Annotated in this window: 7 protein-coding genes; 1 reads left to right on the top strand and 6 read right to left on the bottom strand. The window is 56.1% G+C overall.

What is annotated here, in order from left to right:
* On the top strand, nucleotides 1-583 hold a 583-nt coding region (locus AB4043_RS00685; protein ID WP_442306328.1), incomplete at its 5' end, for a hypothetical protein.
* A 229-nt stretch (nucleotides 584-812) separates the two neighbouring features.
* Here AB4043_RS00685 and AB4043_RS00680 read toward each other — a convergent pair.
* From AB4043_RS00680 to AB4043_RS00655, 6 genes are all read right to left on the bottom strand, one after another.
* Nucleotides 813-2,252, bottom strand: a complete 1,440-nt coding sequence (locus AB4043_RS00680; RefSeq protein ID WP_442301822.1) for a sulfatase family protein — start codon at nucleotides 2,250-2,252, stop codon at nucleotides 813-815.
* A gap of 12 nt (nucleotides 2,253-2,264) precedes the next feature.
* On the bottom strand, nucleotides 2,265-5,585 hold the full coding sequence (locus AB4043_RS00675; RefSeq protein WP_442301823.1) for a carboxypeptidase regulatory-like domain-containing protein: 3,321 nt from the start codon (nucleotides 5,583-5,585) through the stop codon (nucleotides 2,265-2,267).
* A gap of 36 nt (nucleotides 5,586-5,621) precedes the next feature.
* Nucleotides 5,622-7,160, bottom strand: coding sequence for a sulfatase family protein (locus AB4043_RS00670; RefSeq protein WP_442301824.1), 1,539 nt, complete (start codon nucleotides 7,158-7,160; stop codon nucleotides 5,622-5,624).
* A gap of 251 nt (nucleotides 7,161-7,411) precedes the next feature.
* Nucleotides 7,412-9,406 carry a prolyl oligopeptidase family serine peptidase gene (locus AB4043_RS00665; protein ID WP_442306327.1) on the bottom strand — a complete coding sequence of 665 codons (1,995 nt, stop codon included), beginning with the start codon at nucleotides 9,404-9,406 and terminating at the stop codon, nucleotides 7,412-7,414.
* Between the two features lie 12 nt (nucleotides 9,407-9,418).
* Nucleotides 9,419-12,310, bottom strand: a complete 2,892-nt coding sequence (locus tag AB4043_RS00660; protein WP_442301826.1) for a TonB-dependent receptor domain-containing protein — start codon at nucleotides 12,308-12,310, stop codon at nucleotides 9,419-9,421.
* Between the two features lie 160 nt (nucleotides 12,311-12,470).
* Nucleotides 12,471-15,053, bottom strand: coding sequence for a M14 family metallopeptidase (locus AB4043_RS00655; protein ID WP_442306326.1), 2,583 nt, complete (start codon nucleotides 15,051-15,053; stop codon nucleotides 12,471-12,473).
* Nucleotides 15,054-15,507: the final 454 nt, after the last annotated feature.

Below are 15,507 nucleotides of genomic sequence, written 5' to 3'. Positions count from 1 at the left end.
GGGCGGGGTTGTCGAATTGTCAGGAATAGAGCAGTGGTCGCAACACGCAACCGACATCGTGATTGGGACTGATCTGCTTGAGCTTTTTCGTGTCACGTTAGATCCAGAACACCGACGACTCAGCCTAACCACTTCGCACGATGACCTAGCTAGCGATGCAACGGAGCTGGCCTTAGGAGTCGTAGATGAACTTCCACTGGCAATGTTGGCGATCTCTCCGGCCAAAGGTAACGCCTCCGAGCGATCCAAACTAGCAATCGCTCCCTTTGTGCTCGATAGCGGGGCGGATAGCACGATCGAACTGGCCAAGCAGTTCCTCGAGAGCAATCCACAGATCGTGGAGAGCGAATCTTCTCCGAGGCAAGGCGTTCGCATTCTGCAGCTGGCGCAGCTCAACTTGAGTCCGCGATTGGCGTTACGCAATGTCCCGGCCACTTCACCGATCCAACCCGCCGGAATGCTCGCCACGAAACGATTGGGCGGTATTCTTGGCGCACGCATCTTAAGTCGGTTCACCGTAACCTTGGACTTCAGCGAACATAAGATGTGGATTCGCAGGGAATCCACCGGATCAATTAAATGAAGTTCATATCGCATTGATTCGATGCGATGGTATGTGATTTTGGCGGATCAAGTTTCGCCATTCCCGTGCGCTTTGGTGAGTCACGTTGAAGCCCTGAGACGTGTAACCAGACGCGCTCCCGAGACTCTTCCTCTTGATCTGCAAAGAGAACGAGGGGGCCAGATTCGCTGCCCTCCCGGTTACGCCGCTTTGCAGCTTTTGAGCTGACCTTTGAATCTTTCTTTGTTTTTTACCTTAGCCGCGAATTGAGACTTCGCGGAACGTAACGACTCAGATCCTTTGGTGAGTCAGCATCCTGCGGCATGATATGGCCGCCCCGCACCAGCGGGACCGGACCGCGCAGCAAGGGATCGTTCGTCTCTTTCATCCAGTGATCGAGCCTGCCCCGTAGATCCTGCAATGCGGCATGCGCCCGCTGCTCGCGACTGGTCGCGAGATTGTTGTGTTCATTTGGATCGAAGGTCAGATCGTACAGCTCCTCATGAGCAACACTGGGGAGCGTCTTCCATCCGTTGTTCATCCAGAAGGTCTTGCTGTAGCCGTCATCGCAGTTCGGCAAGACCACATTCGTCCGCTTGTCGAAGTGACGGATGTACTTCCACTGCGCGGTACGCACAGCCCGCTTGGGTTCATATGCAGCGTGATATGTCACTTCGGCAAAGACGGCCTCATTCACGCCTTTGCTTGTTCCCTGCACTACCGGAAGGAACGACTTACCCGTCACCCATGCCGGATGCGGGATACCGAGATAATCACAAAGCGTCGGAAAGACATCGATGTTCGACAGCAGGGCATCGGTCACTTGCGTCTTTGAGAAGACGCCCGGGCCACGCATGATGAGCGAGACTCCGGTGCCCGTGTCACGCAGGCTGCACTTCATGTTCGGGAAGGCGATTCCGTGATCTGTCGTGCTGATGACCAGCGTATTCTCCGCCAGCCCTGCGCTTTCGAGCGCGTCCAGCACCTCGCCTACGCCTTTGTCCATAATGCGTGCGCTCGCATGAAAACCTGCCATATCGCGGCGGGTTTCCGGGACATCGGGTAACGGCGCCGGCGGCTGAATATAGTCGGGGTTATCGATGGGCTCAGGAAACTCGCGATGCGTTTCGAAGAAGCCAACATCGAGGAAGAACGGCTTATCCGGCTTGCTGCGAATGAACTTTGCTGCGACAGGGGCCACATCCTTCGCGCTGGTTGTGGCGTGCGGCAGGATCTGATCGTAACCAATCACCGACGGATCGGCAGCGATATGCTGAACGCCTGCCAACGCTGAGATGTAGCCGTGTTCCCGCAGCGTATACAAGATGTGCTGTTTGTAGTCGTTCAGGCTCCATCCGAGATGTGCCAAACCCAACATGCCCGAGGCGTGCGATGGCTGCCCGGTCAGCAGCGCCGCCCTGCTTGGTGAACATGTCGGTGCGGCGGCATGCATATTGCGGAAGAGCACGCCCTGCTTCGCCAAGCGCTGCAGGTTGGGGGTGGGCACGTCATAGCCATATGGCCGGAGATATCTGCCGGAGTCATGCGAGTGCAGATAGACGATGTTGTACTTGCCTTCCGGCGAAGGCACAGCAGCGGCGCTCTGACGCGGAAATACATTTGCCGCAAGAGCCGCCACCGCTCCTGTTTGCAGAAAGCGGCGGCGGCTAGGCTGTTGATCGACCGTCATTGCGGGCTCTCCTTAGAAGCTGATTTTCAGCGCCACCTGCATTACACGGGGCGACTGCGTTCCGCTGATCACGCCGGCAGTGGCAGTGCCGATGGTCGCATTCGGATTGTTGAAGTTCGCGCGATTGAAGGTATTGAAGGTCTCTCCACGAAGGTCGGCGCTGACGCGCTCGGTAATCGCGAAGCGCCGCTCCAAGGTAAGGTCGACGTTGAAGTAACCCGGTCCTGTCAGGATGCCCGTACCCGAGTTGCCAAAGGTGTAGAGCGCCGGAGCCACAAAGGCTGATGTATCGAAGTACTTCGCCGCCGTACGTCCACTGCTCAGACGTCCAGAGCCAATACGGTTCGGGCGCTGGGTTCCACCGCCCGATGAGTTCGCAACATTAGTGCCATAGAAGACCGTGAACGGCGAGCCTGAGTGCAGCGACCATACACCGCTGAAATTCCACGGACCAACGATATAGGAGACCGGCCCATGCGAGAGGAACTGACGGCCGCGACCGAAGGGAAGCTCATAAACATGGTTGAAGACGAAGGTATGGCGGAAGTCGTCCGGCGTCGATCCCCAGTTGCAGCGGATGCACTGGTGATCCTGAATATCCCCATTTCCGCCTCCGTTTGGATTCCCCGCGTCCGACAGATACTTCGCATAGGTGTACGACGCCCCGAAGTTCAGTCCCTTCGTCGTCCGTTTCTCCACGTGGACCTGAAGACTGTTGTAGGAAGCATCGCCTGCACCGGTGCGATAAGCCACATTCACCAGGTTGGGATTAATGGTGTAGTACGGCCGCCGTATATTCTGTGCACCCGCTCCCGGGCGCGACTGGTTCAGGTTGAGGCTGTTGATGAGCAGATGCTGCGAGCGCGTGCCCACATAGCTCACCTCCGCAATCAGATCCTGACGAATCTGACGCTGCAGGCCAAGGCTGTATTGGTAGACGCCGGTCTGCCGCGTATTTACATCCCAAGCGGTCGGACTGCCGGTTGAGATAGCCGCTGTGTTATTCGGATCAGGCTGCACAGGCGTGGAGAAGCCGTCGCTCAGCCTCGCAGATGGAGCAGCCGCGCTGTCGGTTGTGATGGTTTGCGCAAAATAGTAAGGCAGATTCTTATAGAGCTGCGCGCCACCGGCCAGCGTATCGACAAATGAAATACCGAAGCCGGCACGAAGGACCGTATTCTTCTGGCTGTCGAGGCTGTATGCCAGACCGGCGCGTGGCGCGAAGGTCTTCCAGTCGAAGTTCCGCAGACGCCGGCCATTTCCGTTCAGGCCTGCGACGCGCAATGTTCCCGTCGGCACATCGAAGTTTGCCCAGTGATTATGTACTTCATACGGCGGAGCACTGATCTCGTAACGCGCACCGTATTCCAGCGTCAACCGGTCCGTAGCGCGCCACGTGTCCTGGATATAGGGAGCAAGCTGGAAGGTTCGCATACCGAACTCACCGGTCAGGATATTGCGGTTGGCTGCGTCCGTGGCGCCTAGCGCAAAGTCTGCCAGCGAAGAGGCGGCGCTGGTTGACCCGGTCTGACGGGTGAACTGTCCGTTGAAGTCGTACGTGCCACGTACCGGAAAGGCCGAGAAACCATTGAAGCGGTGCCGCAGAAAGAGCACACCCGCCTTGAAGGTATGCTTGCCCGCTGTATGGATCGCATCGCCGTCATACTGGAAGGTGGTGACGTAGCTGTTCTCCGGATAGGACGAGGTATCTCCAAGCGCGGAGAAGTTCGAGATCGTGATTCCCGGCAAACCGCCTGCGAGTGCGTTGTAGTTGATGCCTGGAATGCCCAGCGCCGTCGCCGCGGCAAAGCCCTGGCCCAGCGGAGTGACTTCAGCACGCCAGCGCACGAGGGCGGCATGTGCTTCCAGCAACGTCGCCGGAGAAAGCACATGCGAGTATCCCAATGTTCCCGACTGAGTACGCACCGGAGTCCGCGTTCCATTGCCGCCGGTTCCGATATACGGCCCTACCGTGGAAACACCAGAGCTTGCGGTCGCCACCGTTCCCGGTGAGACCTGCTCCGTCTGATCGAAGGAGTACTTGAAGAAGAGCCTGTTCCCTGCTCCAAGGTTCTGATCGATACGCGCATCGAACTGGTTCGTATTCTGGGTCAGTGCCGGAGTGATGGTGTAGTTGTTGGTCGCGTTTCCATTCGTCGGTGTTGGCAGAAGATCAACAAACTTCACCGCAGCCGGATCAAGAAGCGACGTGGGAACCTGGTTTCCGGCGAATGCCGCGCGCGTGGTTGCTCCGCCCACGGTCGTGGTGGAGTATGGATTGTAAAGCTGCGTGCCGAAACCGGCGAAGTTACCCGTCCGCACCATCGCCCGCTGCGCCAACGTGGGAAGCGTTGTTGTGTACGTCTGAGGTACAGATTGGCGAATCCCCTGGTAATCCGCGAAGAAGAACGTACGTTCGCGCACAATCGGCCCGCCGAGTGTCGCGCCAAAGGTATTGCGGCGATACGGCGCGCGCCGGATATTGTTCTGCTTCGCGAAGTAACTGTTCGCGTTCATGATGTCGTTGCGCAGAAACTCCCACACACTGCCGTGGAAGCGGTTGCTTCCCGATTTCGTGGAGACGGTCGTAATCGCACCCGCTGCTTCACCAAATTCAGCGTTGAAGTTGCTGGTCATTACGCGATACTCCTGAATGGAGTCAACGATCGGCACCAGCACAAGCGTATTGAGCCACTGATTACGGTCGTAAATCCCATCGATTAGATAGGAGTTCGCGGCGGCGATGGAACCGTTGACGCTGAAATTGGAGCCTCCGCGAATGGCATAGGCGCTGCCGCCTTCGGCCAGGTTTGAAGCCGAGCCAGTATGTGCACCGGGAGTCAGGAGCACGAGGTCAGTAAAGTTTCGCGTGGCCAGCGGAAGCGCGACAACCTGTTTGCTATCCACGAGAGATGAAACCACACCGCTCTGCGACTGCAACAGCGACGCCGACTCTGATACGGTCACCGTCTCAGAGTTGCTGCCCACACTCAACGCCAGATCCACGTCGGCGGTAGCGGCAGCCGCCAGCGTGATGTTGCTACGCTCCAGCCGCTGGAAACCCGGCTTCTCCACCGAGATGCGATAGCTTCCCGCAGGGATAGAGGCCGCCGTGTACTGCCCTTCGGCATTGGACGTGACCGTCCGCTGAAAACCGGTCGCAGTGTCGACGAGAGAGACGACGGCATCCGGAATCGCCGCGCCGGAGGAGTCCGAAACGGTACCCACAATGGTTGAGGTCTGCTGCGCCAGAGCAAGATATGGCAGCAGCAGAAAGACGAGGGAAAGGCGAAACAGACGAGAGAGCAAGGGAACCTCCAAAGCGGTGGTCATACACATCCACGTGCGTCATGACGTTGAAGGAATTTGCTATGCGTCTACCGGACGATGCCAGGCAAACAGCGTAGCCTTCAGGCGCTCGACCTCTTTGCGACATCGGGGGTCCGCCGCTACATTGCGAAGCTCGGCGGGATCAGACTTCAGGTTGTAAAGCTCTTCGCGATCGTGCTGCCAGAAGGTGTACTTCCAGTCGCCATCGCGCACCATGTACTTTGCGCGCAGGGTACCTAAGGCGTACTCGGCGAACACGGGCCCCTGGGAGACGGGTTTGCCAGGATTTCTTACCAGTCCGGCAAAGCTTCTGCCGTCGTTTGGCTGCAACTGATGCACGCCGCATAACTCTGCCAGCGTTGCACTGATCGAAACCTGGCTGAGCGGCGTCGCAACGACACCGGGAACACCGTCAGGAACGTGAATCAACAGCGGCACGCCGCACGATCCCTCATAGAACTCGAACTTCTGCCACAGTCCCAGATCTCCCAGCATCTCGCCGTGGTCAGAGGTATAGACGATGATGGTATCGCGGTCGTGGCCGGTCTGCTGCAAGGCTTGCAGCACCTGTCCGACACAGTCGTCCATCTGTGCAAGGTTGGCATAGTAATAGGCCATATGCTGTTTGGCCTTCGCCTCATCGCGAACCTCGGGTGTCGGACCGTTATATTGAATTGACTTCACGACCTCCTCGGGAAGCGAAGCAAGATCGGCCTTCCTCCAGCTTGATGGCAGCTTCATGTCTTCCGGCTTGTACATCTCCGCAAAGCGCTCTGACGGCATAAAAGGATCGTGCGGTTTGAGAAATGAACTCACCAGAAAGAATGGGCCATCTTCGGGACGATGCCGGCGGAGAAAGCGAATCGACTCGCGCGCCACAAATGAATCGAAGTGATCTTTTTCTTCCAACAGAGAGATGCGGCCTATGTGAACCGAGCCTTCCCGCTCGTCCTTATGGCGTACATCTTTCCACGGATCTCCGAAATCGCGCCACAGATCATCGATCTCAGGCTGACCCGATCCTGAGTTGGGGCGGCCAAGCTCATCCGCATAGATAGCAGTCTTCGGGCCGAGGTACTGGAACCACTCGTTGAATTCAATGCGGTAGTCAAAGCCATGCGTCTGCGCATCGACCCAGTGCATCTTTCCGATAAGAGCCGTACTGTAGCCTGCCGCGCCGAAGTGATGCGCCATAGTTTTGTGCTTTGGGGCATAAGAGCGGGTATTGTCCTGCGCCTCATGATTATGGCTGTATAACCCGGTCATCAGAGACGCACGTGAAGGTGTGCACACCGGATTGGCGCAGTAGGCATCCGTAAATCGCACGCTCTTTCGGGCAAGTGCATCGAGATTTGGCGTATGTGCGACGGGATTGCCATAGGCTCCCATGCAACTGCGCTTGTGCTGGTCTGACATGAGGAGCAGCACATTCGGACGAACCGGACGACTCTGCGCAAGCAGCGACTTCTTCACAGCCGATGATGCCGCAAGCAGCAGGCTGTTCTGTAGAAGTGTGCGCCGATCCATCATGTCTCCCATGGAAAGCTGTACCGCAGCATCATGAAACGTCTCACGCAAACAACGGATCCACGCCGGTCATATGCGAAGAAAACTATGGATTATGGAGAGGAATTCGCCGCTATAAGACCGGCATAAAGCCGAGCGGACGCAACGTCACAAGCAGGACGAAGGACAACAACAGCGACAGGCTTGGATAACCAGAGTCACAGGTGAAGTCTAACATATCAAAGACAGATCGCTCTGACGCCTCCTAATCCCACTTCGGTCTGCGCCAGAAAGAGCGATGCCGTTTCTGAACGGCGCCGCAGTCATTTCTGGATATGAGCAGGTCCTCCTTCGCCRGGAAACACGACCTCGTMRACCGAYGTKGTTGTCGTTCCGAAYTTYGGRTTCAGATAGTGTTCRAARAAAGCAAGTTGYTTYCGCCATGCATCCAGGCGATGAGCCGGCTGRGAAAAGCCGTGCAGTTCGTTTGGGTAGGTGAAGTAAAAGTAGGTCTTGTGGTGCTCACGCAAAGCCTTGGCGAAGACTGCGGATTCCGATGGAGGCACCTGCGGATCGTTTTCTCCATGCATGACGAGCAATGGTGTTCGCACCTTCTCGACGGATAGAAGCACGTTGGCTTTGCGATAGACCTCAGGCTTCTCAGTAGGCGAACCGCCCATCTTCATCATCCAGCGGATTGCCGAGGGTGGGTTGGTCCGATACACGAACAATTCGCGATCCACGACTCCGTAGAGTTCTGCTGCAGCAGCAAATAGCTCCGGGTAACGGGTCACCGCATACGCGACCATGGTTCCGCCATGGCTTCCTCCGCCAATACCGATACCGGTTGGGTCTGCCAGCCCGCGTGAAATCAGATATTGCGCGCCAGTGGCAACATCGTCCACTTCCCCGCCGTTCGAATCTTCTACATTGAGATTGCGGAACGCCTCACCGTATCCGCTGCTGCCGCGGTAGTTCGGTTCAAGGACAACATATCCGGCATCCGCTAGATACTGAGCCCAAACATCCGCACGGTATCCATCCTGCCCCTCTGGTCCTCCATGGATCCAGAGGATGGCCGATTTGTTGGCCCGCTCTTTGTCCTTTGGCTGATACAGCAAGCCGGCTATCTCCCGGCCATCTTGGCTCTTCCATGTGACGCGTTCCGGTATCTGTGCGGTAGCGGCGTAGTTGACCGGAGTTGTGCGTGTCAGATGGACAGGCTTTCCAGCGGTTCTAAGATCCCGCACCAGAAGATCGGTAGTCTCCAACGGCGACTGGTGTTTGAAGAAGAGACGCTTACTATCCGGTGACCATTGCAGCCCTGCGGCGATGCCGGGAGTCTCGAACGAAACGGCTTTCTTCGCCTGTCCTCCATTCGCAGGAATCAGCCAGATGTCATTTGCCTCTGGCACTTCTCTGTTTGAAAGAAATGCGATCTCCTTCCCATCCGGAGAGAACACCGGATTCTCATCCTCGAAGTTTCCATCAGTGATCTGTTTTGGAGTTCCACCCGTTGCAGCCAGCAGGTAGACGTGGCTCCAACCAGAGTTTTGGAGGGCCGTTACCAGAGTCTTCCCATCCGGGGACCACTCTGCGCCTCCGATCGACCAGCCACCACCGCGATCAACTGGAGCGGTAAAGAGCGTTACGGGTTCTCCCGTAGCTTGCCCTGAATGTTGCTCGAAATGCAGCACCTCAAGCCTTCCACTGAAGAATGTTTTCGCCCGTGCTACATAGACAATCCTCTCTCCATCAGGGGACCATCGTCCCTCAGATGTCTCTTCTTTTGATGGAGTGACGGCAACGGTGACAGTACCGTCTTCACTCACCACGTAAAGACCGTTCGTTCCTCGCCTCCCACTCTGGAAAAGAACCCAGCGTCCTTTCGGGTTCCATCGTGGGGCACGGTCCGCAGCTTGGCGTGGATCGCCTCCCCCGGCCGGTGCGTTCGTCAGTCTCCTCGGGGCACCACCTGTAACAGGCACTGCCCAGATACTTCCCTGACTTGCATATGCGATCTGCTTGCCATCTGGCGACCACGACAGGCCCGATTTACTTCCTTGCGTGCTTGTGAGTAACACCGGCCAACCGCCGGCTGCGGGAAGGAGCGTGATCTGTTCGGAGCGCACAAGTGCAACTGTCTGGCCATCCGGAGACAACGCTGTCTCACCGATTGGCTCGGCAGCCAGCAGATCCTGAAGCGTAAGGTGATTTTCTGCACCGGCTTGAAGGCACGTTCCAATAGAGAAGCTAAGAACAAGTACCTGCAGACTGGATATGGGATGAAACTTGCGGATCATCTGAAATTGCATCATCTCTGTCAGCACCTAAAAGTGATAGCGAAGCGTGAACTGTGCGGAGCGGGGTGTCTGGATATTCTGCAGCGAACCAAAGGTGCTGGAGCTTGCATTCGTTCCATTGACGAACTGCTGCCCGGCTCCCCGATTCGTGACGTTATAGATATTGGCGGCGATTTCAAACCCTTGGCGGTCAGTGATTGGGAACTCACGCCCGATCAGCGTGTTCCACTGGACTAGCCACGGGGTAAAGATCTGTCCGATGCCCCGATCTCCGTACTTGAAGCGATATGCCACCGCGAGGGGATTCGATACGGTCCTGCCGTTGATTGTGCGGGTCGCAGGACCATACTGTCCGTTGTAAGCCTGGGTGACAACCACAGGGCCACCAGCCGTGCCGGATTGCGCAGTCACGGTGTTTGAGAAACGGATCTTCCATGGAGCCCTCCATGTCACGCCAGTTCTCCACTGCTGGCGTTGCCACATCCGGTTCCTGGTATCGCCGGTATAGTCGTTGGTGACATTTCCGCGCACGGAACCGAGCCCGGCATTATTTGCAAACTTGGTCGGCTCCAGGATCGCCGCCGGATCGTTCGGCTGGAAAGCGCCGGCAAGATGATCCGGTGAATAGCTATAGGTACTGAAGAGCTGCACGGCCTTCGTTTGTTTCGTCACCGTTACTTCATATCCCTGATAAACGAACCAATTCCATTTGTTGTTCGTTACTAAATAGAAGTTGTTGAACGCCGGATTATTCAGGCCGCTCCAAGTGACGCCCGTGGTGGTCGACGAATAGATCTGATTGTTGTCTACGAGCGCAGGCCGGTCACGATATTCGCGGTCGATATAGCTTGCATCGACAACGATGGCTCCGGGCAACTGCGTCCTGTAGCCGACCAGCCACTCGCGAACGAACCCCTGATGACGATCGGAATCGAAGACCCTGTCGGCACTCAACGCCGTACTGCCCGGTGTCACGAAGGTCGCCGGACCGCTTGGAAGATAGTAGGTGTCCGTTGTTGTAACCGTACTCGAGCCGGCTGCGCCGAGATAGCTGGCATTTGTGATATCCGTGATCTTGCTCCAGCTCGCCCGGATGACATTTCTCTGGTTCTTCGTGAGCACAAAGGCACCGCCGACGCGTGGGGCTACATTCCAGGAGTTTTGGGTTGTTACCTTGAAGAGCGCATCTCTTCCCGAGATCCAGTCAGGACGGACGCCAACGGTGATTGAAAGTCTGCTGAACGGACGCCAGCGGTCTTGAAGATAGAAGGCATAATCATTTGCAGTAATGTAACGGCTTACAAGGCTCCCCCGATCGACCGATTGCGTATGGAAGATCGTGTATCCCTTGGACGGGTCGTTCGGATTATTCAGAACAGCGTCCTGCTGAATATTGGTACCCGCGTTTGCGTAGAGGGTTGTCGTCTTGCTCCGCTCTGTAGGCTCAAGGTAAAAACCAGCCTGGATTTCGTGCGACCCGAACCCCTTGCCGATGTAGTAGTTCACATCGCCGGTAATCGTAGTCTTGTTTGCCGGATTGAGCGTGATCGATGACAGGTTGTTCAGTGTGGCCACCGAAGAGCCTTGCCCGACAAGCCGGCCCGAGGAGAGAGTATTGCTTGCATACAGATCGATTTCTGGTTTCGAACCGACACCACCGATGGCGTCAGCGCTCGAGTTGCTCCCTTTGTTGTTGAAAGAGATCAGAAAACGTGTCGTAAGGTTTTGGCTCCACTGTGAGATGAGACGAAGCCCGTAGGCCCCGCCACCGTATTGATTGTGCGCGATGTTTGCGGCATACCATTGGTAGTTCGCATCCTGCTTGCGGCTGTCATACTGAATCAACGCCATTAGCCTGTGACGGTCGTTCAGTTGGACCGAGGCATTTCCAAGAAAGATAAAACCGCTTGAGTGATTTGCGAAGGCATTGAAACCCGGCTGAATCCCGTTCAGGTACCCAAGCTGGGTTGCTGTTTGGCTGATGCCGTCGTCACGATTGATATATCGGCCAGATGCGAAGAACCACGCGCGCTGCCTCTTGATCGGCCCGCCCAACGAGAAGTCCGGTTGCTGCGTAGAGGTCACGGCGCTGGTCCCTCCATTCGCATTGTTTGCATTCAGAGCTTCCGGGCCTAGAAGCCAAAGGAAGCTGCCATGGTAGCGATCACTTCCCGTGGGGCTCGACATATTGATAACCATGCCCATTGCCGCGGGAGAAGAAGCATCGTTCGCGCCGGTCTTGATCTGGATGTCACCCAACGATTCGTTGCTGATACTGATCCCATTGGACGGCCAGTTCTGCTGGAAGCTCCCGACGTCCATGCCATCAACCAGAGTGGCGTGGTTCTCATTCTCCGAGCCGCGCAGGAAGTAGGTCTGCCCCCCTTGGGCATCCGCCGATGCGCTGACAATCCCTGGAGTAAGCTGCAAAGAATCGGACCAGTCATGACGCCCGGTGATGGGGACATTGCGAAGAAGTTCTCCGCTCAGGTTGACGGCCTGTTCCGCGTTCTGGGTATCGATCAGAGGAGCTTCACCCGACACTTCCACCGATTGCGACTGGGAACCAATATTCAGAGTTATATCGACGGTCACATTGAGGCCCGCACGAATGATGAGTCCCGAACGGACAAACTTTTCAAAGCCCGAACTCTCGGCTTCTACGACGTAGTCATCAGCCGTTGGGAGTTGCGTGAGCCTGTAATTCCCTTCTGCATCGGTCACAGCTCGAAAGGAACCGCCAACGCTCGGACTGTGAGCGAGTAGAGACACACCAACAATAGCCGCCCCGGAACCATCAACAACCCGCCCGTGGACGCTTCCATTGGCCGAGGTCTGAGAGATGAGTGGCACATTGAGTGCGAAAAGAACAATGAGTCCTGCGAGCAGAGAAGCCTTAGCGCGTTTCTGGAAACGCATAGATACCTCCAAACAACGAATTTGAACGCAGCTCTCCACACGTAGCCGCGCACATTCACGGCGCCGGCGAGGGCGCTCTTCAATCGAGATCAAGGGAGATGGGATGGGATGGAACTAGATCAGCGACAACAATAGCAAGGTGTAAAAACGGTCAGAACGCTCATTGGTTTCCACCTTTCTCGTCCTTCGACGGCGACGTCGCTGCGTAGAGCAGAGCATTGAAGAAAAGCTTGTAGGTCACCTCAGATTGGGCGCGATACTGAGGGCGGAAGCCAAAGAGGATGATCCTGCCCTTCCCCAACGGCTCTTCCGCAAGCGCCGAGTTCCCGACGAGATATTTTCCGCCTAGAATCCACCCGCTCAGCAGTGGGTTATCACTGGTGTAGTTCGCGATGGACCGCGCATTGCCATGAACGTCAAATGCGGGGCTCTGTTCAAAGAAGATCGGAACAGCGGAAGGTGAACCAAAGCCAAGAGGATGTGAAGTATCCACTTTGACTTCGAGAATGGATCCAGGAATGTAGAAGTCACGATTGGTCACACCGTCCAGAACATTCTTGACCTCTGGAGCATCTTTGGTTGCGTAGACATTCGACGCCCGATTCAGGGTGACGATTGTTCCACCGGTATTGGCAAACTCGCGCAGAGCGGCCAATCCATTCTCACCGAGCCCGTTCTTGAACTCGGGAGGGACTTCCGGCCCTCCTTCATTTCCCTCGCCTCCGCGGCCCGCGCTTCCCTTCGTAATTGCATTGGCCGAGTTATCCGGAAGGATGATGACGTCAAACTGCTTTGCGAGATCGCCTTTGCGAATATCGTCGTCGACGAGTCTTTTGTATGGAATCTGGTTCTGATCGAAGATCCAGCGAGTCCACCCTTCGTCCATCGACGCAACCCAGCTCTGATAAAGCCCGACCCTGGGAAGCCTGACCTCTAGCCGGGATCCGGCAACAGGATCATTTGCTGCCCGAAAATGAACCGGCCACTGCGCTGCAGCGCGATCGATCTCTTCTCGCAGATGCGGTTGTGATGGACGATAGATTGTGCCGGCGGCATAGGCGCTGCCCGTCAACCGGTAGGCATGAAGATTATTCTTCAGCAGCGCAAAGAGCGCATACAGCGAGCTGTTGGATGTGTCCCCCAGTATGTATCCGAACTTTGCCTTCCCCTGATCGACGCTGCCCGTCGGCTTGCTGATAGTGTCGACAGGTTCGCAGGCAAAATCGAACTTCTTCTTCACTTCAATTGCCTTGACACCTAGAAGCAGCGGAAGCGTCTGAGCAGTGACATCGTACGGGCGCTGCAGCGGACCTCCTGGATATTCCCGGATCGCAGGGTACTGTTGGGTCTCCAGAAGCGTCTTCGCGAAGGCACCATATGGCTGCCCGAGCGCAATAACGTAACTCCCTTTGCTGAAGTGCTTCCCATCAGCATCGAAATCCGATAAGGCCTTCTTGATTCCCACCTCGCCGCGGCGAAGGATGCTTAGCAAACGTGCCGTAGAAGCCGCATCAACCTGTTCCACCGGTATCACGTATGCGTACGGACCACCGTATTTCTGATCGGTGGAATGTTTGAGAATCTGGTAGTAGTTGGCCAGATAGCGTTGACGATTCGCTGCGACATTGTGCGCGATCGAGAAGAACGCATCGATCTGATACGCGACGATGTCTCCCAGATGCCACGTACCTCCCTTCCATGGGTCAGGAAAGTTCCAAGCCTGCACCTTGGCGTCATAGCCGATTCCTTTGTCCAGCTTCTCAAAGGGCATTTCGATCGGCGAGGCAATGTTGGCGCTAGCCGACTCCGTCAGTACACGCGCCGTACCGTGATACGCCATGTAGTGCCTTGCCGGCGACCATAGATCGTAGACCCCATGCACGAGCACACCCGGTTTGCCAGTCTCGGCAATCTCAAGTGCGGTCTGAGTACCAAGCGCATTCATGGTGCTAACCAGCAGCGGATCGATGTTTGGGTCGATCGGGTCCACCCAGGGCGGGAGATAAATACGCGGTCCTCGCGATCCCATTTGGTGGAGGTCATACAAAACCTGGGGATGCCAGGGATTGATCACTTTGTCTACGGTGAGCTGTGTCTCGACCTGCGTGAAGCCGTACCAGTCGCGATTGTCATCGTGTCCCACGTAGTGGTGGTACACCACCACTGGCGAGCTACCTTCATACGGCGTGCCGAGATATTTCTTGTACCAATCAACCACCAGTTGCTGTCCATCTGGATTCAAGGACGGGACAAGAACGATGATAGTGTTGTTGAGAATCTCCTCCACGGTTTGCGTATTTTGAGTGGCGAGTCGATAGACGAATTCGGCAGCGCTCTGAGAACTGGCAATCTCGGTGGAGTGGATGTTGCAAGTAACGACGAGGACAGCCTTTCCTCTTTTCGTCAGTTCTGCCGCCTGCTCTGGGGTTGTGACACGTGAGTCTGCGAGACGACGCAGAATATCCTTGTACTCCTCGGCGTGTTTAAGATTCTCCGGAGATGAGATGGTCAACGCAACAAATGGCCGGCCTTCCGTAGTCTTGCCAAGGTCCTGATATTGGACACGGTCAGACTCGTGGGCAACCTTGTCGAAATAGGCCGTCAATTGGGTCCAATCGGCAAGTTTACGATCGGTTCCAGGCTTGAAGCCAAAGGCTTCCTCTGGAGATGTGACATGCTGCGCTGCCGCTGCGACAGTGAAAAGCGCAAGCAAACCGGATACAACGATACGTCTACGGCGCATTCGTGAATCTCCGCACTGCTCTTTTGGTTCGGAAAACGTGGGCAAGATGCGCCTGCCGACACATCACCGTGTATTTATGGAGCTGAAGCTAGGAAGGGGATGCTCGCCTAGAGACATCGACAAACATGAAGGGATGCGCTCGCGAAGAGACAGCGACATTCAGATTCGCAACAGAGGCAGCGCATGAAACAGAGATATATCAGATACCAAACGAAGTCAACCCAGCACAGACAAACATTTACCTTGCCATGTGATTCTTATCGGTGAGGCGGCAGTTCTCGTAAGCTGATTTATTGAAGCCGCAGCTTGCCCTCAATAACAGTTACGCCACGACCTGCCAGTTTCACCGAGCTGTCGTGAACTTCAAGGCGCAACACGCTGGGACGCTTCATCTCATAACCTTGTTCGATCACCACGGTTGCACCATTCTTCACAACGCCATGCCTCACTAGGA

The sequence above is a fragment of the Terriglobus sp. YAF25 genome, assembly GCF_052113305.1.
Classification (GTDB): domain Bacteria; phylum Acidobacteriota; class Terriglobia; order Terriglobales; family Acidobacteriaceae; genus Terriglobus.
Note: the sequence above shows the minus strand (reverse complement) of the source record. Positions and strands in the feature narration are given on the sequence as shown.

Bases quoted from the DNA above. Each gene is read 5' to 3' on its own strand.
- AB4043_RS00660 (WP_442301826.1), bottom strand. From the start codon at position 12,310: ATGCGTTTCCAGAAACGCGCTAAGGCTTCTCTGCTCGCAGGACTCATT.
- AB4043_RS00675 (WP_442301823.1), bottom strand. From the start codon at position 5,585: ATGACCACCGCTTTGGAGGTTCCCTTGCTCTCTCGTCTGTTTCGCCTT.
- AB4043_RS00655 (WP_442306326.1), bottom strand. From the start codon at position 15,053: ATGCGCCGTAGACGTATCGTTGTATCCGGTTTGCTTGCGCTTTTCACT.
- AB4043_RS00680 (WP_442301822.1), bottom strand. From the start codon at position 2,252: ATGACGGTCGATCAACAGCCTAGCCGCCGCCGCTTTCTGCAAACAGGA.